The 22041-nt window shown below is 59.9% G+C and carries 24 protein-coding genes; 17 read left to right on the top strand and 7 right to left on the bottom strand.

The features are described from left to right. Positions 1-118: 118 nt before the first annotated feature. The 5 genes from BSF79_RS20235 to BSF79_RS12465 form a co-directional block, all read right to left on the bottom strand. Positions 119-253, bottom strand: coding sequence for a hypothetical protein (locus tag BSF79_RS20235; protein ID WP_007121580.1), 135 nt, complete (start codon positions 251-253; stop codon positions 119-121). A 66-nt stretch (positions 254-319) separates the two neighbouring features. Beyond that, positions 320-775: a DUF411 domain-containing protein gene (locus BSF79_RS12485; protein ID WP_090270162.1), complete on the bottom strand. Its 456-nt coding sequence runs from the start codon at positions 773-775 to the stop codon at positions 320-322. 40 nt (positions 776-815) lie between these two features. After that, complete coding sequence (locus BSF79_RS12480) at positions 816-2162, bottom strand: multicopper oxidase family protein (protein ID WP_081508715.1); 1347 nt, start codon at positions 2160-2162, stop codon at positions 816-818. 748 nt (positions 2163-2910) lie between these two features. Next, positions 2911-3534: a hypothetical protein gene (locus tag BSF79_RS12470; protein WP_007121517.1), complete on the bottom strand. Its 624-nt coding sequence runs from the start codon at positions 3532-3534 to the stop codon at positions 2911-2913. A 17-nt stretch (positions 3535-3551) separates the two neighbouring features. After that, positions 3552-4280 (bottom strand): HupE/UreJ family protein, encoded by a 729-nt coding sequence (locus BSF79_RS12465; RefSeq protein WP_009820205.1) that lies wholly within the window; start codon positions 4278-4280, stop codon positions 3552-3554. A 501-nt stretch (positions 4281-4781) separates the two neighbouring features. Between BSF79_RS12465 and BSF79_RS12460 the strand changes: the two genes are divergently transcribed. Both BSF79_RS12460 and BSF79_RS12455 read left to right on the top strand, forming a co-directional pair. Further along, complete coding sequence (locus tag BSF79_RS12460) at positions 4782-5042, top strand: metal-sensing transcriptional repressor (protein ID WP_007120627.1); 261 nt, start codon at positions 4782-4784, stop codon at positions 5040-5042. An 8-nt stretch (positions 5043-5050) separates the two neighbouring features. Beyond that, positions 5051-6370 carry an MFS transporter gene (locus tag BSF79_RS12455; RefSeq protein ID WP_007120628.1) on the top strand — a complete coding sequence of 440 codons (1320 nt, stop codon included), beginning with the start codon at positions 5051-5053 and terminating at the stop codon, positions 6368-6370. A 173-nt stretch (positions 6371-6543) separates the two neighbouring features. Here BSF79_RS12455 and BSF79_RS12450 read toward each other — a convergent pair whose 3' ends face one another. Then, positions 6544-7611, bottom strand: a complete 1068-nt coding sequence (locus BSF79_RS12450) for a hypothetical protein (protein WP_425443241.1) — start codon at positions 7609-7611, stop codon at positions 6544-6546. Positions 7612-7837: 226 nt separating this feature from the next. Here BSF79_RS12450 and BSF79_RS12445 point away from each other — a divergent pair, with 226 nt between their 5' ends. The 14 genes from BSF79_RS12445 to BSF79_RS12375 all read left to right on the top strand — a co-directional run bounded on the left by BSF79_RS12445 (position 7838) and on the right by BSF79_RS12375 (position 21618). Then, positions 7838-8719 (top strand): recombinase family protein, encoded by an 882-nt coding sequence (locus BSF79_RS12445; RefSeq protein WP_090270161.1) that lies wholly within the window; start codon positions 7838-7840, stop codon positions 8717-8719. Between the two features lie 119 nt (positions 8720-8838). Continuing rightward, positions 8839-10002 carry an ATP-binding protein gene (locus BSF79_RS12440; protein WP_090270160.1) on the top strand — a complete coding sequence of 388 codons (1164 nt, stop codon included), beginning with the start codon at positions 8839-8841 and terminating at the stop codon, positions 10000-10002. A 779-nt stretch (positions 10003-10781) separates the two neighbouring features. Further along, entirely contained in the window at positions 10782-12137 is a 1356-nt protein-coding gene (locus tag BSF79_RS12430) for a ParA family protein (RefSeq protein WP_171046067.1), read from the top strand. After that, positions 12134-13156 carry a ParB N-terminal domain-containing protein gene (locus BSF79_RS12425; protein WP_088665102.1) on the top strand — a complete coding sequence of 341 codons (1023 nt, stop codon included), beginning with the start codon at positions 12134-12136 and terminating at the stop codon, positions 13154-13156. The genes BSF79_RS12430 and BSF79_RS12425 overlap by 4 nt, the downstream gene beginning before the upstream one ends. A gap of 227 nt (positions 13157-13383) precedes the next feature. Beyond that, the gene (gene repC, locus BSF79_RS12420) at positions 13384-14664 is read left to right on the top strand and encodes a plasmid replication protein RepC (protein WP_090270159.1); all 1281 of its coding nucleotides are present in this window, start codon (positions 13384-13386) and stop codon (positions 14662-14664) included. A 358-nt stretch (positions 14665-15022) separates the two neighbouring features. Then, on the top strand, positions 15023-15508 hold the full coding sequence (locus BSF79_RS12415; protein WP_090270158.1) for a hypothetical protein: 486 nt from the start codon (positions 15023-15025) through the stop codon (positions 15506-15508). Positions 15509-15547: 39 nt separating this feature from the next. Continuing rightward, positions 15548-16486 carry an ArdC family protein gene (locus BSF79_RS12410; RefSeq protein WP_043872245.1) on the top strand — a complete coding sequence of 313 codons (939 nt, stop codon included), beginning with the start codon at positions 15548-15550 and terminating at the stop codon, positions 16484-16486. Between the two features lie 23 nt (positions 16487-16509). Next, positions 16510-16719, top strand: a complete 210-nt coding sequence (locus BSF79_RS12405; RefSeq protein WP_043872246.1) for a DUF6330 family protein — start codon at positions 16510-16512, stop codon at positions 16717-16719. An 87-nt stretch (positions 16720-16806) separates the two neighbouring features. After that, positions 16807-17196, top strand: coding sequence for a DUF3768 domain-containing protein (locus BSF79_RS12400; protein WP_043872247.1), 390 nt, complete (start codon positions 16807-16809; stop codon positions 17194-17196). Between the two features lie 153 nt (positions 17197-17349). Continuing rightward, on the top strand, positions 17350-19332 hold the full coding sequence (locus BSF79_RS12395; RefSeq protein ID WP_090270157.1) for a ParB/RepB/Spo0J family partition protein: 1983 nt from the start codon (positions 17350-17352) through the stop codon (positions 19330-19332). 72 nt (positions 19333-19404) lie between these two features. Continuing rightward, positions 19405-19998, top strand: coding sequence for a regulator (locus BSF79_RS12390; protein ID WP_090270156.1), 594 nt, complete (start codon positions 19405-19407; stop codon positions 19996-19998). Beyond that, entirely contained in the window at positions 19998-20651 is a 654-nt protein-coding gene (locus tag BSF79_RS12385; protein WP_090270155.1) for a DUF6927 domain-containing protein, read from the top strand. The genes BSF79_RS12390 and BSF79_RS12385 overlap by 1 nt, the downstream gene beginning before the upstream one ends. Before the next feature lie 125 nt (positions 20652-20776). Beyond that, the gene (locus BSF79_RS12380) at positions 20777-21103 is read left to right on the top strand and encodes a type II toxin-antitoxin system PrlF family antitoxin (RefSeq protein WP_090270154.1); all 327 of its coding nucleotides are present in this window, start codon (positions 20777-20779) and stop codon (positions 21101-21103) included. Then, complete coding sequence (locus tag BSF79_RS12375; protein ID WP_090270153.1) at positions 21100-21618, top strand: type II toxin-antitoxin system YhaV family toxin; 519 nt, start codon at positions 21100-21102, stop codon at positions 21616-21618. The genes BSF79_RS12380 and BSF79_RS12375 overlap by 4 nt, the downstream gene beginning before the upstream one ends. Positions 21619-21688: 70 nt before the next feature. Here BSF79_RS12375 and BSF79_RS19795 read toward each other — a convergent pair whose 3' ends face one another. Then, a complete protein-coding gene (locus BSF79_RS19795) occupies positions 21689-21874 on the bottom strand; it encodes a hypothetical protein (RefSeq protein WP_009807952.1) in 186 nt (61 codons plus the stop codon). Here BSF79_RS19795 and BSF79_RS12365 point away from each other — a divergent pair. Beyond that, positions 21873-22025: an antitoxin PaaA2 family protein gene (locus BSF79_RS12365; RefSeq protein ID WP_009819682.1), complete on the top strand. Its 153-nt coding sequence runs from the start codon at positions 21873-21875 to the stop codon at positions 22023-22025. The two genes, BSF79_RS19795 and BSF79_RS12365, sit on opposite strands and share 2 nt — an antisense overlap. Positions 22026-22041: the final 16 nt, after the last annotated feature.

Raw genomic sequence — 22041 nt, 5'->3', positions numbered from 1 at the left:
ACAACGAGAGTGCGACTATCGATGCCACGACAAGCAGGACGCACGCCCCCAGACCAATCCCCATCGACAACAGGCCGTCGCCGTTGCTGTCGCCCTCATTCCGCATCTTGGCGCATTTCTATTTTCCGCTGTCCGAGCGGATGTATTTGACCAAGGCGATTGCCGCGAGCACCAGCACCGCCACGATGAGTAACCAAACCAGTCCCATCGCGATCATCATGCCGCCACCCATCATTCCACCATCCATCATCATGCACTTCATCCTTTGTTTTCCCTTGAAACCGGTCAGGCACGGGATCGCACCAGTCCGCGCAATTAATCATTCGACCGCATAGACGGTCGGGTTCACACCTTCTTCGACGGTGTAAATCTTGAACGGTTCCTGCTTCGCGCCCCCCATACCCGGCGATCCCAACGGCATGCCGGGAAGTGTCAGACCGGCAATGTCCGGGCGCTCATCAAGCAACTTGTTGACGACATCAATTGGCACATGACCGCTGACGACGTAGTCACCCAGAAAGGTCGTATGGCAGCCCTGGAAATCGTCCGGGATACCTGCATCACGGCTGATCTGAGCCAGATCATGGGTCGGCTTTACCTCGACCGTGAAGCCATTCTCGCGCAGGTAGTCCGCATAGCTCTCGCAGCATCCGCATTGCGGGTTCTTGTAGAGCGTGGCCTCTTGCGCTGCTGCAGGCGCGGCATTCAGGCTCACTGCAAGGACAGCGGCAGCACCTGCGGTGCCAAGACTGGCAAGTCCAATTAGTTTCTTCATCGGTTCTTTCCTTTCGTGGTGATCGTTACGTGAGATTGTTTCAGGTTTTGGTCGTGCCAGGATCGACACGTATGATGCCCATCATGCCGGCCGCCTGGTGTTCCAGGATGTGACAATGGAACATCCAGTCTCCCGGATTGTCCGCCACGAAGGCGATCTCGACCCGTTCCTCCGGTGCCATCAGGACGGTGTCCTGCCATTCGCGATGCCGTGTCGGTTGCCCGTTCCGTGTGATCACACGGAACGAATGTCCATGAAGATGCATCGGGTGATGCCACGCGGTGCGATTGTCCATCTGCAGCACATGCGACGTGCCCTGCGGCAGGACCAGCAATGGATCCATCATGTGCCCCGTTGCTGCTTTGCCGTTGATGAACCACATGTTGCCTTCGCGCATCTGCTCCATCATGGACCCCATGCCGCCGCCCATCATCATCTGCCCCATCATGCCGCCATTAAAGATGATCTGATGCCGCGTGGCAGCTTGCATATCGGGTTCGGCCAGCGGGTTGGGTGGCAGTTCCATCGACCAGTCCGGGACCGCGTCCCGTAACCGATCCGGCCCGTAGGCGAGATCGACCAGACGGTATTCCAGATCCCTGTAGAAGACATCGGTGATGGTCAGGCTCTCTCCGGGCTTGCCGGTCATATCAATCACCAGATCGACACGCATGGCCGGACCGACCACCACGATGTCATCGTCTGGTACATGAGGTGACACGGGTTGACCGTCCAGAGCGACCACGACCGGCGCAAGCCCCCCGAAATCCAGCCCGAATATCCGCGCGTTCGCTGCATTGACCAGCCGAAGGCGGATGCGTTCCCCGGATCGCACCGCGATACGGTCAGGGATCTGGCCGTTGATCGTCACGGAATTGCCGATACGACCGCCGTGCATCGCGTCGTGCCGGCTTCCGAAATCTGTCGCAATCTGTCCGTCGCCGGTCATCCGCCAGTCATCGAGCATCCAGGTCAAATCGCGATCCACGCGGATCGGGTTTGCTTCCTCGACGATCAGCGGCCCGTAAAGCCCGCGCCCGACCTGTTCCGAACTGCGCTGGTGCGGGTGATACCAGAATGTACCTGCGTCCAGCGCATCGAATTCGTAGAGAAACTCGCCACCGACCGGGATCGGGTCCTGTGTCAGGAACGGCACACCGTCCATCGCATTGGGTGTGCGAATGCCATGCCAGTGGACCGTCGTCCCTTCATTTAGCCCGTTCCGGGCCAGAACCCGAATTCGGTCTCCCTGCCGCACCCGGATCTCGGGGCCGGGGAGGGATCCGTTGTAGCTCCAGACGTCGGTAGGGCCGTAGGGTGCCGGTCGCAGGGCGGCTTGTCCGGCCGCAGCGCGTAGCAAGAATGGGTCCTCTGTCGGACCTGCCATCGCTACTCGTGCCGGTGACAGAGTGGATATGGCCGTGAAAGCGGCACCGGTGCGCAGCACGTGCCGTCGTGAAATCAGTCTGTTGAGGGTCATTACTTCTGCCTTGATCTGAAAGGGTCGCACTCAGCCAGCTTCGGCCAAGGCAACGGTCAGGCCCCGCAACAAGCGAGGCCGCTATCAGGTTCAGACAGGCAGCTTGGGAGGAAATGGATCAAGGGAGGGAACCGCGCCAATCGGGATCACAGGTCCCGCGACCGGGATGACAACACCGAAGGCCATCTCAAGCGTCATCGCTGACGTACGAGCTACGATACCGGCCGTAGTTCCCGCGCCACAAGGGACTGTACACCCACCCTCGCAGGTTATCCCGTCAGCAAATCCGATCGGATCGCATCCGCCGCAATGGTCGTCCCCGCTTTCAGCGCCCACCATCTGAGCCATTGCTGCCTCAGCCGCATTCGCTGCCGATACATCCGGCGCAACCACGGCACCGAAGCTCAATGCAAGAATCAAAATGAGGCGGAAAACGCAGATCATGCGATCCTTATGCAAGCTTCCAGTAGGGGGAGGTCAAGAAGTATCCCGTAACATAGGCGTGACATTGCCACGCGGGTACTCACTGATTGGCCAAAAGATGCCCGAGGTTGGTTTCGGGGGAAAATCTGAGGCGAGACTGCGGACTCATCCAAGGTCTGTTTCGGAGCCAGGCAACCACCCGCATCTTTTCATGCGGGTGGCTGCCCTTGTGTCAACTTGCGTCTTTGAATTCGGTGTATTCGCCGCGCACCTGGACAGTCACGGTTGCGGGCTGGCTGTCCCGATTCCGCCAGAACCATCCGTGTTCGCCGTCGAATGCCGCGATGATCTCGCCCTCGTCGCCCGTCGAACCGCGGCCCTTTTCATAGGTCACCGAATTGCCGCCGCCGTGGCCGTGCATGTCAAAATTCACCCGACCGCCATCGACCAGCATTCGGTATTCCACCGTCTGGCCCTCTTCCATGACCAGCTTCCACTCGGCACTGTCGCCGGGTGCAAGCGTAAAGGTGGTTTCGTCACGCCAGATTTCGGCCTCCTGTGCATATGCCGTGCCGACAAAAAGTCCAAAGATATCGTTCATAAGGCTCGACTGCTCTTCGGCTTCGATCTCCAACAGCCTGTCGGCTTCGGCCTCCTCCGCAAGCTGGGCTTTGATCTCACCCATCTCGCTCAGCCCGAGAACCCCGCCGATCCCGGTCGGGTCGATGTTGTATTCGGCAGGCAGCACGACGGTCACAAGGATCGCAACGGCGCTGGCCGCCGCAATGGCAGTGGAACGGATAAGCTGCGCGGAGCTGGGAAGCTCATCAAGGCTCGGTTTTTTTGCGTTAAACATTTTGGTCTCCTAAATTCTCAGGTGGCTACGAAGTAGCCGGTGATTTGCAGGCCCATGAGGATGAATCCCATGGACATCATGACGACGTTGGCGGTGTAGGCTTGGCGGAAGAAGCTTGGGGATTTCCGCCAGAAGCCCATGACGATGAGGATCACGGCAAGCGCCATGATCTGGCCAAGCTCGACGCCCACGTTGAACGCCAGAAGATTGGCCAGTAGGCCCTCTGACGCGATCTCGTAGTCTAGGATCTTCGTGGCCAGGCCCGTGCCGTGGAAGAAGCCGAAGATCAGCGTTGCGGCCTTGGTGTTCGGCTGGAACCCAAACCAGCGCTGATAAGCCCCGAGATTGTCGAGCGCCTTGTAGACGACCGAAAGGCCGATGATCGCGTCGATGATGTAGGCGTTGATGCCCCAGCCGAACCAGACACCGGCCAGCATCGTGGTCGAGTGCCCGAGGGCGAAGAGGCTGACATAGATGCCTACATCCTTCATCTTGTAGAGGAAGAAGACGACGCCGAGCAGGAACAGGATGTGATCGTATCCCGTGACCATGTGTTTGGCGCCGAGATACATGAAGGGGATGATGTTCACCCCCCAGATTTCCTGGATATAGCCTGCGTCACCTTCTGTGACGGCATGGGCAAGAGCGTTTTCCGCACCCAGGACGAGCGCCGAAAGGGCAATGAAGGACAGGATCACGATCCGGCGTATGCCGGGATCGGTCCAGCCCTGGTGGACTGTATTCATGGATTGAACTCCGCATATGTGTTGATGATCGAATGCAGCGCGCTGTTGGCACGCAGTCGATCAGACGCGCGGAGGTCTTTCGATTTGGTATGTCTGCAAGGTGTTCGACGTGGCCGAACTCAACGGCCATGCGGCTCTATAAATATCGAGCGGGTGCGGCGATCGGTCGGGGCCAGGCACGACCGCCTGACTGTGATCGTGATCGATGCTGTCATGGCTATGTCCATGCATGGCCCAGGCGAGGTCTTCTTCCAGTCCATGCGAATGACCGTGCTCAGCAACCATTTCTGCGTGCTCTTGAAGGACGCCGATGACTGAGGGTGCGTGCGAGGTTGCGGGCACCACAGACCAGAGGAGTACGGCCAAACATAAGAGTGTCGCAAACGCGGCGTTTACAACTGTCCTCAAGGTATCCATAGGATCTGCCCGTCTGCCCGTCTCTAGCGTGGTGCGTCGTGGCACCATCTTGTTCTATCCTCCCGGGGGGGATAGAACTACTTTATGACAAAACATCCAGTCCATGCAACCCATCCCGCCCTTGTCGCCCGGCTGAAACGCGCTGACGGCCATTTGCGCGCCGTGATCGAAATGATCGAGGCGGGCAAACCCTGTCTGGAGATTGCTCAGCAGATGCAAGCGGTCGAAAAGGCCGTGACGAACGCCAAGCGTGCGCTGATCCATGATCACATGGACCATTGTATCGACGTTGAAAGTTCTGAAACTGATCGCGCCGAGTTGCGGGCGATCGCCCGATATCTCTGAGGCTGACCATGCTCGATATTCTCTCCGACCGCACTTATCGGCACCTGTTTCTGGCACAGGTCGTAGCCCTTCTGGGTACCGGACTCGCCACAGTCGCACTCGGCCTGCTCGCCTTTGATCTTTCGGGCGACGGGGCGGCGCTGGTCCTCGGCACAGTCTTCACCATCAAGATGGTTGCTTATGTGGGCATCGCGCCCATTGCAGGGGCTTTCGCAGACCGCGTGCCGCGCCGCGCGCTTCTGGTGACGCTCGATCTGGTGCGTGCCGGTGTCGCGCTCGCACTGCCCTTCGTGACCGAGGTCTGGCAGGTCTACGTCCTGATCTTCCTTCTTCAATCGGCTTCCGCCGCCTTCACGCCGACCTTTCAGGCGACGATCCCGGACGTTCTGCCCGAAGAGGCGCGCTATACCCGCGCGCTGTCGCTGTCGCGGCTGGCCTACGATCTGGAAAACATCGTCAGCCCGACGCTGGCGGCCCTTCTGCTCGCGGTGATGTCCTACAATTCGCTTTTCCTCGGCACGGTCCTCGGTTTCGCCGCATCGGCCCTTCTGGTTGTTTCGGTCGTGCTGCCCAGTCCCCGCCCATCCGAGCCGCGCGGTGTCTATGACCGCACTACGCGCGGCATCCGCATCTATCTGGCCACGCCCCGCTTGCGCGGGCTCTTGGCATTGAACCTCGCGGCGGCGGCGGCAGGTGCGATGGTGCTGGTCAATACCGTCGTTCTTGTGCGCGGCTCGCTCGGCCTTTCGGAAAGTGCTCTGGCCTGGACGATGTTCGCCTTCGGCGCAGGGTCGATGATCGCCGCGCTGGTCCTGCCGCGTGTTCTCGATGTGTTGCCGGACCGGCCCGTGATGTTCGGCGGAGCCACGCTGATGGTGGCTACTCTGGTCGGTCTGGCGTTGACGGTCCTTGGAGCGGGCCTTGGCTGGTCCATCCTTCTGACAGCCTGGTTGCTGGTGGGGCTCGGATATTCCGCTGTCCTCACCCCTTCCGGCCGACTGCTGCGCCGTTCCGCCCACGCCGGGGACCGCCCGGCACTCTTCGCGGCGCAATTCGCGCTGTCCCACGCCTGCTGGCTTGTGACCTATCCGCTGTCGGGATGGCTGCTGACAGTCTATGGTGTCGTTCCCGCACTGATCGGACTGGCCCTCATCGCCGCCTTCGGAATGCTCGCAGCGCTGAAACTCTGGCCGTCCGGCGATCCCGTTGAGCTTGAGCACACCCACGATAATTTGCCACTCGACCATCCCCACCTAAGGGGACATCGCAGGCACAGCCATGCCTTGATCATTGACGAGAGCCATCCTCGCTGGGCCACGCATTTATAAGCCGCAGCAAGAGACGAAGACTGGACACGGGCGGTTCGTTTTCATCCATGCGGACATTCGTGCTTCGAGCAAAATTCATCAAAGTGGGCTCGATGCGCGAATTTTCTGCAAGTTTGGCGGACAGAAGCGTTGACTCTAACATAAACTGTCGGCCCCCCGACAAAGAGCACGGCTTAAGTTGCGACCCTCCACATCCGATACCGCCCCTGCCCCGTCATCTCGTGGATCAGACCACGCGCTTCCATCCAAGCAAGGTTGCGCTGGATGGCAGCCCGGCTGGCGCCGATCAGGGCCTCGGCCATCGGAGCGGACACGAGCGGCCATTCGGTAAGTACCGCGCACAAGGCCGGGGGCGTGCGGCCGGAAAGCGGGCTCATCTCGGCTTCCGCCCTCGCCGACCATGCCTCGATATCATCGAGGTGACGCATTGCGGTCAGGCATGCGGTCTCCATCCCGTCAAGCCAACGAGACAGACGGTCAGCGGGTGGGCCACCGGAGCGCAATCCTCCTGCCCCGCCCATGGCCAAAGGCGCGAAGAGCGCCCCCTTGCCCTCACTGGCCACGATCCGTGCGGCTGTGACCGCCGCTTCCATCCGGTCGCCGTGCTGCCCGAGGCCCGCGAGACTCCAGAGATGGAAGCCCATGCAAGCGCGCGTGACTGGGTGAAGATCGGCGGCTTGCGCCATAAGATCGAGCCAACCGCCCGCGCGTTCCGCGAACGGTTCGGCTTCAACGCCGAGGTTCTCGGGGTCGCGGCGGTCGAGGAAGGCGGACAGGTCCACTTCCGGTCCAAGGCCGCCTGTAAGACGCCGCACTGCCCATCCGACACGCGCGAGCGCCGCGGTGTCGTCCTGCACGCCGGACAAGCGCATGGATTTCCAGAGCGCCAGCCGATCCGGGCCAATTCGGTCGCCTACAAACCAGCTGAGGTCTGCCGCCTCCATCAGCGCGAGCCTGTGCCGCCAACCTTTCGGGCCACGGCGCAGCCGGTCGTCCAGCGCGCCGATCCGGCCAGCCACACGGGCGAGACGCGCGGCATTGCCCGCCTCTGCCTTCCGCCAATCGTCGAGGACTGCGGTTTCACGAAGCTCTGCCCTAGGTCCGGGCGGCAGATAATCTGGCTCCTCGTCCATCGGACCGGGCAGGAACCACAGGTCGTCCTCAGACGTCTCTTCAAGCCCCTCCGCATTCACAAGAGGATCGTAAAAAATATCATACTGCATAGATACTTGAGTCTTCATGTATGCAAAATACCGCACTTTTGCATTTTACCAAAGTGTTTTGTCAGAGTGCGCCTGCACACCTTATATAGCACGGGCGCGCGATGGTCTGCGAGAGCTCGCTGATCGCGCTCAGCGTATGGAAACCAAGGGTTCTCTGCTGAGCAGCGCCACAGTGCACGCCCTTGCATTCGTTTTCAAACGGTCGTTTAGTAGAGGTATATGAAACTGCAAAAGGCCTGTTTTGATGCTATTGATAGGCTACGCGCGCGTTTCAACCGAGGATCAGACCCCCCTGCCCCAGTCGCAGGCCCTGAAATCCGCGGGGTGCGCCGAGATCCATGAAGAACAGGCCTCGGGCGGCAATCGTGCGCGGCCGGTGCTTGCGCGGGTGTTGGAGCGCATCGGCAAGGGCGACACGCTGGTGGTTGTGCGTATCGACCGGTTGGCGCGTTCACTGTCGCATTTGCTGGAGGTGATTGAACGGCTGGAAGCCAAGGGCGCGTTCTTTCGGTCAATCCAGGACCCGATCGACACGGCATCGCCGCAGGGCAAGTTCACGCTGCAGGTTCTGGGTGCAGCCGCCGAGTTCGAGCGCGCCCTGATCCGTGAACGGACCAAGGCTGGGCTTGCCAACGCACGAACAAAGGGGCGGGTCGGCGGAAACCCTGGCCTACGCGCCCGGGATCCGGCTGCGCTACGCAAGGTCCGACTGGCGCGACAGGACGGATATATGGAACGCCTGAATGAAACTGCGCAGGACTGGGTGCCCCATGTGCGTCGGCTGCGCCCCGATCTGGCTTGGGAAGATGTGGTGCGCATCATCAACGGCCCCCTACCCGAGGCCCGGCGCTGGACGCAAAGCCGTCTGCTGCGCGCTGTGAACGCCTATGTCCGCGATGGGTTCCTCCCCGCGACTGTGCTTGATCGCGCGGGCCCGCGTGCGCGAGATGATCGCCTGCCCGCCATCGTCGCGGGTATCAAGGGCGCCGATCCCGACATTACGCTTGAGGCCATCTGCGCCCGCTTGGAGAACATGCGTGAGCGCACACCCCGCGGCCGGACAAGCTGGCAGCCATCATCAGTGAAGATGTTGCTGGAGCGGGCGAAGCGGCTTGGGATGCTATGAGTGAGTTTTGACGCTAAGCCTGTTCGTCACATCAGGCGACATCTCCAATTGAGTGGCAACTTTACCCGCTAAGCAGTTTATCCTTGCAAATCTTCCATCGTGTGGAGTAATTGCAAGGTATGTATAAGCGCCAAACTCATCACTTTGTGCAATCCGCGCTCGAGAGCCAAGCTGCTGTTGTCCTCCTCGGCCCCCGGCAGGTTGGGAAAACCACGCTCGCTCTAGACATCGCTTCGGAGCAACCATCGGTATACCTTGATCTAGAACGAGATGCGGACAGGCAGATCCTGACCGAACCGGATCTATATCTGGATGAACAGGCGGGAAAACTCGTCATCCTCGATGAGGTGCAGCAGATGCCTGGCCTCTTCAAGAGCCTGCGTGGTCAGATCGACCAGCGCAGGCGGGCCGGTTTTCGAGCGGGCCAGTTTCTGCTCTTGGGATCAGCCTCCAACGTCCTACTCCAACAGTCGGCAGAATCCCTTGCTGGACGTGTCAGGTATATCGAAATGCCCCCTCTACAGCTTACCGAGGTGGGGGCTGATCAGTTGAATGCGCTCTGGCTGCGTGGTGGCTTTCCTGACAGCTTCATGGCTTCAAGCGATCAAGCCAGCATGGATTGGCGTCTGGATTTTCTGCGTACATATCTGGAACGTGACATCCCTGCCCTCGGACCGCGTATTCCAGCCGCAACCTTGCGGCGCTTCTGGACAATGCTTGCGCATGTGCAAGGTGGTCTATTGAACGCTGCAGCCCTCGCCGAGGGGCTGGGCGTCTCCGGCCAAACGATTGGACGCTACCTCGATCTGCTCGTTGATCTCATGCTGGTGCGGCGACTGCAGCCCTGGCATGAGAATGTCGGCAAGCGTTTGGTGAAATCGCCAAAGGTTTATGTCCGCGACAGCGGGGTCGTGCATGCCCTGTTAAGCATTGGGACAATCGAGGGCTTGCTCGGGCACCCCGTCGTTGGCGGCAGTTGGGAGGGGTTCTGTATCGAGGCCCTTCTTGCCGCTGCACCAACCGGCACCGAACCCTTCTTCTATCGCACTTCTGCCGGAGCTGAACTTGACTTGGTCCTTCGCCTGCCTGGGGGCGACATCTGGGCCGTTGAGATCAAGCGCACGACTGCGCCAAAGGTCTCGCGCGGGTTCTATGTGGGCGCGGAAGACATCAAGGCCAGCTGGAAGCTGTTGATCTACGCCGGAGAGCATGACGTCCCCGTGGCCGAAGGCGTTCGTGCAATGCCTCTTGAGCAAGGGATCGGGCTGTTGAGAGCACTATAGCGCAACGCTTGTTGCGCGCGTGCACGAGAGTAAGGGGTCTACTTGTTTTGTTCAGTTTTAAGGACGCCGCGCATTTCCCTGTGGCATTTCTTCCGGTCCCCGCAGGTCTCCCGGTGCGTACCGGTTGCATGGAATGCACATCGCAGCGGCCGCCCCGTCTACAACGGCTGTGGCCCATCTTCCTCCCCTACCCTTCTATGCGGCGCTTCGCATCCAGCGTGGTCAGGCCTTGGTCAACCGCGCAGCTACCCTTCGGGCTGCATCAGTTTCACAAGCGCCGACAACGAAACCGCCAAAGGCTTCGGCTCAATCTCCATCTTGACCTCCGACCTGGGAATTACCATCGAACCCGTCGCGAGGTCGAACAGGACGGCCTTCGCGCAACGCGTCGCCGGACGCTCCCCGTGAGGCAAGCTGACCGAGTGCGGCGGCATCTAGAAGATTCAGAAAGGGGAGACCGGCGCTGGCTACTTCACGGTGAGCATCTGTGATCACGGCTTCAACGCAAACATGGGCAAAGCCACCAACTAGGACGGTCATCTCCTGGGGTCCGAAAGACGCGGCGTGAAACATGCATGGTTGATCGGCTTCGCTCTGGTCAGCCGACTTAAACTCCAATCTTGAACGCGTTCAAGATTGGAGTTTCTGGAGCCACTGAGCCTCAAAATAAGCGCCTGAAACCTATAGGCGCGTGGTATCTTTATCTTTTGCTCAGAACCGTGCTACCATTGAAGCAGAATCGAGTCGAACTCGGACCCAACCGAAGTCAGGGCTTATAAATGAGCGGTAGTTTAGAACAGTTTTTGACGGATCTGTCACGTGGGCTTGAGCGCACGATGGTGGCAGTGAACAAGGAACTCACCTTGCGTCAGCGCATCAAGCGAACCTGGTCCATGCGCCAGTGCGCTAGGTTTCTCAATGTGAGTATTCAGTATCTGACCAAGTTCGCCAATTCGAGCGATGACTTTCCCGCAGGAGAATATGTTGGAAGAGAGCGTGTTTTCACGCTTTCAGAATTGATGCACATGCGGGCGCTTCTGGCAGCCTCGGCAAAGCGGCCGTACGACTACCTGGCCTGGCGGAAGCCTGACGCACCTTTGCCCGTCATCTCGTTTGCAAGCCAGAAAGGCGGGACCGCCAAAAGTCTGAGCGCGGCGCATTTTGCCCAGTATCTCAGCTTGCACTACGGCATGCGTGTCGGTGTTATGGATGCTGACCCGCAAAGTACAATAACGCTCTACTTCGTCGGGGGAGAGGGCCTTCCCCAAATGCCCGACGAAAACACCGCCTCTATGGTGGACTTTGCTGGACTCTTTCAGTCGGAAGACGCGCCATATACCGACCACGATGCGCAAACGCTCGATAGCTTCCTTCTCAAGACCTCCTGGCCAGGCCTGCGCCTGCTTCCAGCTCACGGCGAAACATCCGAGGGTGAGATCCAGATTGCGCGGCTTGTCCGCGAAGCCCCCGCCGGAAAGAGCTTTTACCGCTACCTACGCGATGCCATCGACCGCTGGAAAGCGGGCCACCCACCGAAAACGCCACCCAACGAATTGGTAGTCGACGGCAAGGTCGACCAGGAGCGGCTCGACACCGCACTAGCGGAGACGCTGGATGTCATCATCATCGACTATCAACCCGCGCTCACACTGTTCCAGTTGAATAACGTGATTGCGTCTACTTCACTGGTCATACCGCAAACCATGAAGGGGTTCGACATTGCGACGTTGTCGACCTTTGTGACTGGCCTGCTTGGGATGCTTCAGCACATCCTGGCCCATGAAAGGATCGAGATCGGAACCGGTGCGAACATGCTGTTGCCAACGATCGTTCAACGGTCCAATGCGCAGGATCTTAACCACATCGGAAACCTGCTAGAACATTGCCCCACGGAAATTCTGCCCGTGTTTTATTTGCGTTCCGACGCGATCTCGAACGCTTCGGACGTCTATCAGTCCGTATACGAATACGAGCCAGACACGCCGGGAAAGCGCAAGGGGATCAACCGGTTCATCACGAATGCCGATGCCGTGAACGACGCCATAATATCGCGACTCTGGCCAGGACTCGAACGTGGCTACGCCAATACTTGGATGGACGAATTCTATGAAGATGACGGCGAGGGTGAAGCATGAAACGCAGTATTCCAAGGTCGCTGGTCAGCAAGGCTACCAATCTCGATACAAACAAGGAACGTGCGAGCGGCTCCGAAGGCAGGACAGAATCGAGTGATGCTGTTTCGACTCCTTTCAAGGGGGCCGGTAGTGCCTGGAAATCAGGAGCGCTTGCGCAGTCGCAAGCTGCAGTAGAGCGAAGCAGAGCCGAGCTTTGTTTGGATATCCTCAACGGTCGCCATGAGATAAGCCTGTCGCCAGATCAAATCTCCGATCCAATGGGAACCGACCGCCGACAAGACTGGATGTCCCAGGAAGCCTTCAGGTCTTTGGTAAACAGCATTGCTTCGAACGGGCAGGACACGCCCATTCTAGTGTGGCCAGAGGATCCGGATTGGCAGCCGGATCCGTTGGACCCGTCGAATATCGCGGGGGTTCCATTCGTGATGCTGACAGGACGCCGCCGACTGGCTGCCGCGTCAGAGCTCGGTGTACCCCTTCGTGCAATACTAGCCCCGCCTGACGCGCGAAACGCTGAGAACAGCAAGTTTGAAATGTTGTTTCTGCGGTTTCGCGAGAATGAGGAGCGCGAGAATCTCAGCCCTTTTGAGCGATTGGTTTCGATTGGTGAAATGTATGAGACGCTGGCTTCTGGCGAAGAGAAACTGACAGCTGTGGCCTTCGCCAAGAAAATTGGTGTGCATGAGAGCCTAGTCTCGCGAGCACGGTCCGTTTTTGCTGCGCAGGATCAAATCTTGAACACGTTCAAGAACGTCTACGACATGAGCTTTCGCGATTTACAGGGTGCCTTAGCGAGCTTGGAGAGAACGAACAAAGCCAAGCCAAAACCAAAGACAAAGCCCCAAAAACTCACCGTGAAGCGCAAGGTGGGCAACCGAAATCTTTCGGTCACTTCCGTCGATGGAAACCTATCAATCAAGGTTGCAGGAGTGCCGATTGACCAAGAGCGTCTCGAAAAGCTTGGAGACTTAGTCGCAAGCTATTTGAACGTCGAAGACACGGAGAAGGATACCGACTGAAGACAGCGTTGGTGAGATGTTCTTCGGAACGATGAGGCAAGGAGCAAAAAAGGAACGACAAGTGAATTAACGGCAAAAGAAAAGCCCCCAAGCGGTGTGGCCTGAGAGCTGATCTTAATGGTTTGGTCACCTTCAAGATAAGTCTCACAGGATTCACTGTCAACGACGAACGCTTCTGAGCGAACGGCTTTCTTTTGCCTCCACACAACCGGAGGTGAGATACAGGCATGAAACATACAGGTTGGCGCAAGCCGACACCGGGTCTTGGGGTTGCTGAGCAGCTTGCCCAAGCCGGTGAAAGGGTAGCAGTACCCAAGACGCGGGCATTTGTCGCGCTCAAGCGCGTTGGAGCGCATATCGGTCTGAAGGCCGGCGACATGATGCTCCTCGATACACTGGGGGCCTTCACACAGGCCCAGGACTGGGAGGAGGGGCAGCGCCCGATCGTCTGGGCCTCTAACGCCTATCTGATGGAACAGACCGGCTTCTCTCTGTCGGCACTCAAGCGTCATGCGCGGCGTCTGGCAGAGAACGGTGTGATCTCTTTCCAGGATAGCCCGAATGGCAAACGGTGGGGCCGCAGAGACGCTGAGGGGCGTATCGTCGAGGCCTACGGCTTCGATCTGTCGCCGCTTTCGGCTCGAGTCGAGGAGTTTGAAGAGCTGCAGGCCGAGTTGCAGGCCGAGCGCGAGCTCTGCCAGCGCTTGAAGCGTCAGATCACGGTTGCGCGCCGGATGATCCGCGCGCGGATCGAGGCGGCGGTAAGCGGCGCGTTGCGCGGGCCCTGGACGCAATTCACGGGTCTCTTCGAGGAGCTTCTGGACCGACTTCCGCGCCGCCATCACGCCTCTGAACAACTGGAGCGACTACTGGCGTGGTTCAAGGAACTTCAGGAACGAGTCGAGGCGGCCTATCTCAAGGCGACTGGTGCGATAAACCCTGTGGAAAACACCGACAAAAATGACGCCCAAGCTATAAAGAAGACTCAAGAAATGAACCCCAGGGAGGTCATTTCTGAACCTCATATACTAATTACAAATCAACTTATTCCTGTAATTAGTAATTCCTCTGAAAAAGAGGAAGCGGCGGATGTCGTGCCCAATGCACGACCCGAGGAGCGGGTTGATGGGGAACTGGAAGACTGGGTTGCAGAGGTGCGCAAGAAGCGAACCGCGCTTGACCTGCCAACAATCATGCAGGCCTGTCCAGAGTTCGCGTCCTGGGCGCGTAACATGGGCGGATTCCTGAAGGATTGGGGCGATCTGCATCGGGTTGCCGGGCAACTCAGGCCGATGATCGGGATTTCGGAGCATGCTTGGAACGTGGCTCAGGACCGAATGGGCACTCAGGTGGCCACGGCTGCGTTTGCACTTGTGTTCGAGAAGCACAGCGCGGGCGAGGTTGCCTCACCAGGCGGATATCTGCGCGGCATGGTCGAGAAAGCCGGGGCAGGGGAGTTGCATCTTGAGCGTAGCTTTTATGGCAGGCTCAGCGGGCAAGCGGCGTAAGAGGGTAAGATTAAAAGATGTTACGCATCCGCAGATGTAGGCAGGGCTGTAGAAAGTATCTTGCCGATCTGCTGAATCTGCTAACTATCTGCCAAGTAACGATAATTTAGCACCTTGTGCAAGATTTTGCCAATTCCCGTTGCCGATTTTGCGTCCCCAGATTCCTCTGCTGTTCCAAATCAATGGCTTCGACAAAAACGCAGGCATGGCGCGGTGTGGTGAGGACCCGCTGAAATTGGCCAGGACAGGGTCAATGCTCGAGAAAAGTGAAAGTGTCCTTCGGGTTTTGTGACTGGCGGATGAGGGCCTTTGGGGTCCCTCAGATGGGTCCGGGCCGGATTCCGGTCTGTCTTTCCTGATGAAGGGCATTCCGATGCAAACAGGTGTCTTGCGCGTGTTACGCGCCACCGCTGCCTCGTGGTGGCGACACAAGGAACTACGCCGAACCGGCCAGACGGGGCAGGCACAACGGCTCGAGCGCGAGACTGTCCTGCGTGACCTCGGCTATCTGAAGCAGGCGGCGTTATTGCCAAACGCGCATGTGATCTGCGGAGAGGGTGGGACATTCATGCATCTCGGTTGGACCACCGTTTCAACCTTCGCGCCAATCGAGCGCTTTCCCTTGGCCACTCTTGCGGTCGCACGAGGGACCCCGTTCATCGATATCCGACCCGTCACTGATGTCATCGCCTTCGCGAACCTGCCGCGCGTGGCGCGGGACGGATCGCTCGACCCAGACCATTCGGATGCCGGCAGGTCCGTTTCACTGATCGGCTACATCGACATGGTCGAAGGGCTCGGCGCGAGGATCCTCAATGATCCGCGGCCCCGTCAATCAACCTGAGCCCCAATCTTCTCACCAACACTCGAAAGGACGCCAGCCATGGCCCGATCCCGCACGCCCAAATTCGATGCCTCCGAGGTCATCACAAACGAAATCATCCGTATTATTGAGCGCGGCGTCCTGCCGTGGCGCAAGCCTTGGACCGCAGGTGGCAGCTCTCGTCCCCTGCGCGTGGGCGGTGAACCCTACCAGGGGGTGAACAACTTTCTGCTGACGATGCGGACCGTGATGGCGGGCCACAGCTCTCCCTTCTGGATGACGCTGCCGCAGGCCAATGCGTTGGACGCAAAGGTCCGCAAGGGCGAGAAGTCCTCTGTCGTCGTTTACTACGGTCAAAGCCGGAGAGACGCCGGCGATGAGCATGATCACAGCGACGGGGATGATCACTCCGAGGAAGCCCGTATCTTCCGCTTCCAGAAATCCTACCGTGTGTTCAATGCCTGCCAGATCGAGGGCTTGCCCGACAGCTTCTACCCTGACCCGGAGCCCGTGCCCGAGCATCCGCCGTCCGAGCCCATCCCGCACATGCAGGCGTTTTTCGATGCCATCGACATCACGACCGTCTTCACAGGAACGGAAGCGTACTACCTGCCGCCCGTGGACAAGGTTTACATGCCGTCCATCACGCGGTTCCAGGACCCGCGCAATTTCTACGGGGTCTGGGCCCATGAGCTGGCCCATGCCACGAAAGCCCCGCATCGACTGAACCGAGATTTCGGTCTCTCGAAATTCGGCAACACCTCTTACGCGCGCGAAGAGATCGTCGCAGAATTGACCTCGGTGTTCCTGGGTCAAACGCTTGGCTTCACGGCGCATACGCTCGAGATGAATGCCGCCTATCTCCACAACTGGTTGCGCGTTCTTCGGTCGGACAAGGGTGCGATCTTCAAGCACGCCGCAGATGCGCAGCGCGCCTGCGACTATCTGATCGCCAGATCGGAGACGGGCAGGGCAGGGCGCAGTGCCGAGGCCGCCTGACCACACAGAGAACGGAGACTCGCATGTCACGTAAGGAACCCAAGACGCTGCGGGTGGCCTGCTTCAACGACGGCCGCCGCAAGATCATCGTCTTCAAGCGCGGTGCCTATTGGTGGAGCCCGTCCGAGGGCGCTTATCCGCTCTCGGCAGCGCTCGAGAGCATCAAGCACCAAGGCGGCTGGATCGAAACCATCCCCAACCCGAACTACAGAGCCAGAGGGCTGTTCGGGTAAGGCGCCTTCTGCTTCGATCCTTTCGCCAAGCAGAAAAGTGAAAGCGGGCTTTGGGAAGGGTGTTTCAACTTCTCAAAGGAGATCCCCATGTCCATGACCGTTCAACCCCAGCCAGACCGTCCAGATCCGACCGTGATCGCGGCGCAAAACGACGCGTTTCGCAAGCTCGCGTGCCTTGGGGTGCCGCCCGTGCAGCCCATTCAGGGCCGCATGCATGTCACTCGCGCGCTTATGGAAGCCGATGACGGCTTCATGGCCGAGGCGGTGAAGGCCACCGGTGCGTTCGATACATTCGAGCCCGAGAATGACCCTGAAGGCTGGCACGATTTTGGCGCGGTCGAGATCCGGGGCGAGACCGTGTTCTGGAAAATCGATCTCTATGAAGCAGACTCGGATTTCCGCTACGGGGCTGAGACCCCGGACAATCCTGCCACCACCGTCCGCGTGCTGACCATCATGCTGGCGCGCGACTGGTAGGGCAGGGGACTCCTCCCCTGACATCTGAGACGATGAAGGCCCGCTGCCCCTCAAAAAGGCAAAGTGGGCCTTTTGTCGTGGTGATCCCTGAAGCCGGGGATTGGTCACGCGCAAGCGCGCGGGCCACACCTCACCCACCTGGAAGGATATCCCATGACCACAAGCTTTGCCCCCCTTACCGTCGCCATCGGCGATCTGGTCCCGCATCCTGCCAATGTGCGCAGCAACTCTCCGGAAACCTATGATCCTGAGAACATCGCCCATCTGAAGGCCAGTATCGCTATTCTGGGCCTGCTCCAGCCGCTCTTGGTCCAGAAGCTTGACGGCAAATATGCTGTCCTCGCCGGTGGCCGGCGCCATGCAGCCCTGAAGGAGCTGATCGCCGACAAGACCACCAAGGGGTTCACTGCGAAGACCAAGGTGGACTGCCGCCTTGTGCCGGAAGACTGCGACGTCACCACGGCACTGTCGCTGGCCGAGAACATCACCCAGGCGCCGATGAACGCAATCGACGAGTTCGAGGCCTTCGGCCGGATGATGGACGTTGACGGCCAGACGGCCGAGACCATCGCAAAGACCTTCGGCACCACGGTGGCCGCCGTGAAAGGCCGGTTGCGCTATGGCCTGATCCACCCCGACATCCGCGCCGCAGCCCGGGGCAAGGTGATCACGCTCGACACAATGAAGGCCTTCGCCGAGCACCCGAGCCAGGAGGCGCAGCGCGAGGTCTTCGAGGCGCTCACGAAGGACGGCGGCTATCTGCAGGCCTACACGGTCCGTCAGGCCCTCAAATCCCGCGGCGTGCAGGTCAGCGATGATATCGGGGCTTTCGTGCGTGAAGACTACGAGGCGCGTGGCGGTGCCGTCGCGGCTGACCTTCTGGAAGAGCATTCCGTGCTTGAGGATGCGGCGCTGGTCGAAACCATCCTGCTTGAGAAGCTCGGTGCCACCGCCGAAGAGGCTCGCATAAAGCTGGGCTTTGCCTGGGCCGATGCGATGGTCCGCTATGATTACGCGACCATGGCCGACTACGGCCGCGTCTATCCCGGCCCGATCGAGCCGGATGAGGCTGCCCAGAAGCGCATCGATGAGATCACCGCCGAGCTTGAGAAATTGCAGCTCGAAATGGAGGATGAGGGGCTCGAGGACGGTGCCTACAATGCCCTTTACGACCGCGTCGACGCTCTGGAGGAGGAAGCTCGCGACCTGCAGGAGGCCTACAGCGCCGAGGACCTGGCGCGGTCTGGCGTGATCGCGTCGTGGTCGGGCGGGCAGGTGACCCTCCATGTGGGCCTCGTCCGCCCGGAAGACACCGTGAAAGTGGAAGGCGCGCGCGGCTCGTCGGCCGACCCGACGGGGGAGGAGGCCCCGGACGCCGGTGAAATCACCTACCCAGCCTCACTGGCTGAGGACCTCAAGACCGAGCGAGCCATGGCGCTTGGGGCCGCGATGGCGCTGCATCCGGAGGCCACGCTCGATCTGACGCTCTTCAAGCTGGTCAGTGACGTTCTGGCCAGCGGCATGAGTGTCACGCAGGCGATCAAGATCGAGGCCCGCAAGGAATACCGCAGCCATGCCAAGATGGACGAGATCGACGAGACCTCGCTCGAGCAGGTGGCCGCGGCACATGATGCGCTTGATCTGTCCTGGCTTGACGACACCCACCCGCCCGCCGATCAGTTCGCGGCGTTTCGCGCGCTGGAGGCAGGGGAGAAGGCCAAACTCGTCGCCTATGCCACGGCCAGCACCACGCAGTCCTGCTTCGCGCGGGATCCTCGGCGCGACAGCCTGATGCATGATTTCGAGATCGAGATCATGCCCGACATTCGCGCGCATTGGACGCCGAACGCGGCGCTCTTCAACCGCTTCAAGAAGGCCTGGCTTCTGAAGATCCTCGGCGAGGATCTGGGTCTGGCCCAGGAGGCGGTGACGTTGGCCTCGTCGAGCAAGAAGGAGATCGTCGCCTTTTGTGACAAGCTCTTCGCCGAACCCTTCGCCACGCTCAAGGACGCGCAGCGCGCTGCCGTGGCCGCCTGGTGCCCGCCGATGATGCAGACCGCCGGTGTCGCCTGTGACGAGGCGGAGCCCGCTGCGGAAACCCCCGAGCCTGACAGCGAGGTCGCGCAAGCGGCCTGAGCCATCACGCGCCCCGCGCGAGGCATTCCCCGCGCGGGTCGACCCTTCCCAACCGAACAGAAAGACATCCCCATGGCTATTCTCAAGTTTTCTGCGTCCGCTGTTGCGGCGCAAATCGCACATGCGCGCGCCTGCAAAACCTTCCTGCCCAATTGGAACGGACCCGTGGGCGGGCCCGCCCTTATCCTCATCGTGGGCAACGGGGTGCATCTGCGCTCGAACGGCATCGATGGCACGACCACCCGCATCGTCACCACCGAGCAGGCCGATCCCTCCTTCGCCTTCGCCGATGGCATGAACCCGTTCCGGGATACCGACTGGATGGCGCAGCGCCGCATGGCGTTTCGCGACCTGACCGGTCAGTTCTACACCGACATCCTGGACGACGTGCAGGTGCTCATCGACCGGGGGCGGGGTGCGATCCGGCTCGCCACCGATGGCCACAGCATCCGCGTCTTCGTGCGCCGCGCCTCGGACTACCTCATCGGCGGAATCTACGAGGTGCCCTCGGGCCTCGGCGGCACCTTCCGTGTCATCCTCAAGGATGCCTGCGACACCTTCGCGATCGTGCAGAACTGCGGTAATTGCGAGGATTTCGACGCCATGCAGCCCTACCGCGTGCCGCTCGATGCCCTGATGGAAATCGATGACCGGAGGGCGGCATAATGGGATGGCTTTTCTACACCGACGGCCGCGTTAAAACCTACGTGGATGAGAGAGAGGAGATCACCCGGCTCTGCACTTTTGAGGGCGAAACGCGCAAAACCGAACTGGTCAAGGCCTGCAAGGTCGGCTCAACCTGGTATGCGGCGGCAAAGGTCACCAATCTCGACGGCACCCCTGTCGAAGACACGACCTATGTCACCGATGCGGATGGCTCCATCACTTTCGGGGCTGTCTTCCTCACCCGATACGATGACGGCTGCTGGGGCTACAAGGACATGGAGGAAAGTGCTGGCCCGAACGAATCTCGTGCTCCGCTTGGGCTGATCGAGCTTCTCTCCGACCTGAAAGACCCGGACAGCTACGCCCAGGACTGGCGTCAGCGCTGCCGGAATTGGACTGCGATCCCGGACTACGAGGAAGGCGACAAGATCAGGCTCGCCACGCCCGTGACGCTCACCGATGGCAGTACATGCCAGATCGTCACCGCGACGCACTACAAGCGGGGGCGGCAAAAACGCCGCTGCTACCGCATCGAGGAAACCGGTGGGCTCGTACGCCTGTCGAAGGCCTCGCTTGCGGGCTCGGAGCTGCTCAGCTCCGCAAAAGGCGAGGCCAGTCCTGTGCTGGCGGAGTTTCTGGCGGGGCGAGAATAAGTCAGCGCCGGACGGTTCATCGACCTGCCCGGTGACAGCAGATCCTGCGTCGAATCTTGACTAGGCAATGCAAATGCATTACCTATCGCAAGCAGCAAAGACCCCCATTCTTTCAGGAGACTGCCATGACAGCCCTCGCACAAGATGTCTCGAAACTCACGGATCGGTATCAGACGACCGTGCCGGCGAGTGTGCGCAAACAGCTCAAGCTGGGCAAGGGCGACCAGATTCGTTACTGCACCGAGCCGAGTGGCAGGGTCTATATCGAGCCCGTGCGCAGCGACGAGGAAGATCCTGTGCTCGGAGCCTTTCTCGATTTTGTCGAGGCCGATATCAAAGCGCATCCGGACCGCATTCGGGCGTTCGATGGGGCTTTGCATGACCGTCTTGCAGCACTGGTCGGAGACGTTGACGTCGATCTCGATGCGCCGCTATCGCTCGAGGATGAATGAGCGGCGATAGCGTGCCCGCCCAAGCGCCCCTTGTCGTAAACGGATGGTCGATTTATGCGCATCCGCTCTTTCTGGACCAGCTCGAAGGGCTGATCGAGGAAGTCGAGGCGCGTAAGGCACGCGATCCCAAGACCTGGCGCAAGAAGAATTCCACGAAACGGCTGGCCGCCATCTTCAAGCTGGTCACCGAGGCCATACCGGCAGATCCGGGTGCCGCCGCCTTCCGGCAAGGCGGCACACTCGGCGATCACCGCAAGCACTGGTTCCGGGCGAAATTCTTCCAACAGTATCGGTTGTTCTACCGGTTCAACAGCGATGCGAAGGTCATCGTGGTGGCCTGGGTGAACGACGACAAGACCCTGCGCGCCTATGGCAGCAAGACGGATGCCTATGCGACGTTCAAAGGGATGCTGGAAGATGGCAACCCACCTGACAATTTTGACGCGCTCCTGAAAGAAGCCGCGGCGGCGGACAAGCGGTTCGAAACTTCCCTTGAAGCGGCGCCCGATCGGTAAGTGGCCTAGGATGATTTTCTGCGACCCTAACGGCACCGCCGTTTACGATATCACGCAAGGTGATGTAACCTCACGCCTTAACACGGTTGGAGAAAACGCAATGGACGAAACGGGAAAGGAAGGGCCACTTCTTGGTCTCGATGAGCAATGCGCGTCCCAGATGAAGCGGGGCCGTTTGCCAGTCGCGGTGCACGTTGCAGACATGCCCCATGGCCTTGGCAAGCTTCTGGATAAAGCTCTCGAGGAGCATTTCCATGGCCGCTGAAGCGAATTCTTATGACGCCTGGTTTTGCGCGCAGGTGCAGGCCGCGCTGGAGGATGCACGCTCGGGAACATCTCAAGTTCAGGTGATGCAGGCCGCACAGGCATTGATTGATGCGAAGCGGCAGGTCGAACCCAAGTCCTGACCAAGCCTTGGGGGCA

It is taken from the genome of Thalassovita taeanensis, assembly GCF_900110775.1.
Classification (GTDB): Bacteria; Pseudomonadota; Alphaproteobacteria; order Rhodobacterales; family Rhodobacteraceae; genus Litorimicrobium; species Litorimicrobium taeanense.
The sequence above is the reverse complement of the archived record's forward strand: the minus strand, read 5'-3'. Positions and strand labels throughout refer to the sequence as shown.

Coding starts and splice junctions, on each gene's coding strand:
- BSF79_RS12480 (WP_081508715.1), bottom strand. CDS start 2,162: ATGGCAGGTCCGACAGAGGACCCATTCTTGCTACGCGCTGCGGCCGGA.
- repC (WP_090270159.1), top strand. CDS start 13,384: ATGAAACATACAGGTTGGCGCAAGCCGACACCGGGTCTTGGGGTTGCT.
- BSF79_RS19795 (WP_009807952.1), bottom strand. CDS start 21,874: ATGGAAATGCTCCTCGAGAGCTTTATCCAGAAGCTTGCCAAGGCCATG.
- BSF79_RS12400 (WP_043872247.1), top strand. CDS start 16,807: ATGTCCATGACCGTTCAACCCCAGCCAGACCGTCCAGATCCGACCGTG.
- BSF79_RS12465 (WP_009820205.1), bottom strand. CDS start 4,280: ATGAATACAGTCCACCAGGGCTGGACCGATCCCGGCATACGCCGGATC.
- BSF79_RS12375 (WP_090270153.1), top strand. CDS start 21,100: ATGAGCGGCGATAGCGTGCCCGCCCAAGCGCCCCTTGTCGTAAACGGA.
- BSF79_RS12415 (WP_090270158.1), top strand. CDS start 15,023: ATGAAGGGCATTCCGATGCAAACAGGTGTCTTGCGCGTGTTACGCGCC.
- BSF79_RS12385 (WP_090270155.1), top strand. CDS start 19,998: ATGGGATGGCTTTTCTACACCGACGGCCGCGTTAAAACCTACGTGGAT.
- BSF79_RS12390 (WP_090270156.1), top strand. CDS start 19,405: ATGGCTATTCTCAAGTTTTCTGCGTCCGCTGTTGCGGCGCAAATCGCA.
- BSF79_RS12430 (WP_171046067.1), top strand. CDS start 10,782: ATGAGCGGTAGTTTAGAACAGTTTTTGACGGATCTGTCACGTGGGCTT.
- BSF79_RS12425 (WP_088665102.1), top strand. CDS start 12,134: ATGAAACGCAGTATTCCAAGGTCGCTGGTCAGCAAGGCTACCAATCTC.
- BSF79_RS12450 (WP_425443241.1), bottom strand. CDS start 7,611: ATGAAGACTCAAGTATCTATGCAGTATGATATTTTTTACGATCCTCTT.
- BSF79_RS12440 (WP_090270160.1), top strand. CDS start 8,839: ATGTATAAGCGCCAAACTCATCACTTTGTGCAATCCGCGCTCGAGAGC.
- BSF79_RS12410 (WP_043872245.1), top strand. CDS start 15,548: ATGGCCCGATCCCGCACGCCCAAATTCGATGCCTCCGAGGTCATCACA.
- BSF79_RS12460 (WP_007120627.1), top strand. CDS start 4,782: ATGACAAAACATCCAGTCCATGCAACCCATCCCGCCCTTGTCGCCCGG.
- BSF79_RS20235 (WP_007121580.1), bottom strand. CDS start 253: ATGATGATGGATGGTGGAATGATGGGTGGCGGCATGATGATCGCGATG.
- BSF79_RS12455 (WP_007120628.1), top strand. CDS start 5,051: ATGCTCGATATTCTCTCCGACCGCACTTATCGGCACCTGTTTCTGGCA.
- BSF79_RS12445 (WP_090270161.1), top strand. CDS start 7,838: ATGCTATTGATAGGCTACGCGCGCGTTTCAACCGAGGATCAGACCCCC.
- BSF79_RS12380 (WP_090270154.1), top strand. CDS start 20,777: ATGACAGCCCTCGCACAAGATGTCTCGAAACTCACGGATCGGTATCAG.
- BSF79_RS12485 (WP_090270162.1), bottom strand. CDS start 775: ATGAAGAAACTAATTGGACTTGCCAGTCTTGGCACCGCAGGTGCTGCC.
- BSF79_RS12470 (WP_007121517.1), bottom strand. CDS start 3,534: ATGTTTAACGCAAAAAAACCGAGCCTTGATGAGCTTCCCAGCTCCGCG.
- BSF79_RS12365 (WP_009819682.1), top strand. CDS start 21,873: ATGGCCGCTGAAGCGAATTCTTATGACGCCTGGTTTTGCGCGCAGGTG.
- BSF79_RS12405 (WP_043872246.1), top strand. CDS start 16,510: ATGTCACGTAAGGAACCCAAGACGCTGCGGGTGGCCTGCTTCAACGAC.
- BSF79_RS12395 (WP_090270157.1), top strand. CDS start 17,350: ATGACCACAAGCTTTGCCCCCCTTACCGTCGCCATCGGCGATCTGGTC.